The sequence below is a fragment of the Herbaspirillum sp. B65 genome, from assembly GCF_000333555.1.
Taxonomy (GTDB): domain Bacteria; phylum Pseudomonadota; class Gammaproteobacteria; order Burkholderiales; family Burkholderiaceae_D; genus Herbaspirillum; species Herbaspirillum rubrisubalbicans.
This window is the reverse complement of sequence record NZ_BADI01001196.1, coordinates 1-236: the sequence shown is the minus strand read 5'-3', so window position 1 is coordinate 236 and position 236 is coordinate 1. Positions and strand designations below refer to the sequence as shown.

Here is a 236-nt window from a genome sequence, read left to right as displayed (position 1 = left end):
AGGTCCACCATGCGCAGGCGCTGCCAGAAGGTCATGCCGATGCCGATACCGGCTTCCTTGATGCCGGCTTCGATGTTCTCCAGCGCCAGGTAGGTGTTGCGCATGATGGGCAACAGCGAATACAGGAACACGGCGGTGATGGCCGGCAAGGGCCCGATGCCGGCGCCGAAGTGTGAGAACACCGGGATCATCAGGCCAAACAGCGCGATGGAAGGCAGCGTGAGCACAATGGTCGC

Annotated in this window: 1 protein-coding gene; it reads right to left on the bottom strand. The window is 62.3% G+C overall.

What is annotated here, in order from left to right:
- On the bottom strand, positions 1-236 hold a 236-nt coding region (locus tag I5W_RS28495), incomplete at both ends, for an ABC transporter permease subunit (protein ID WP_044531782.1).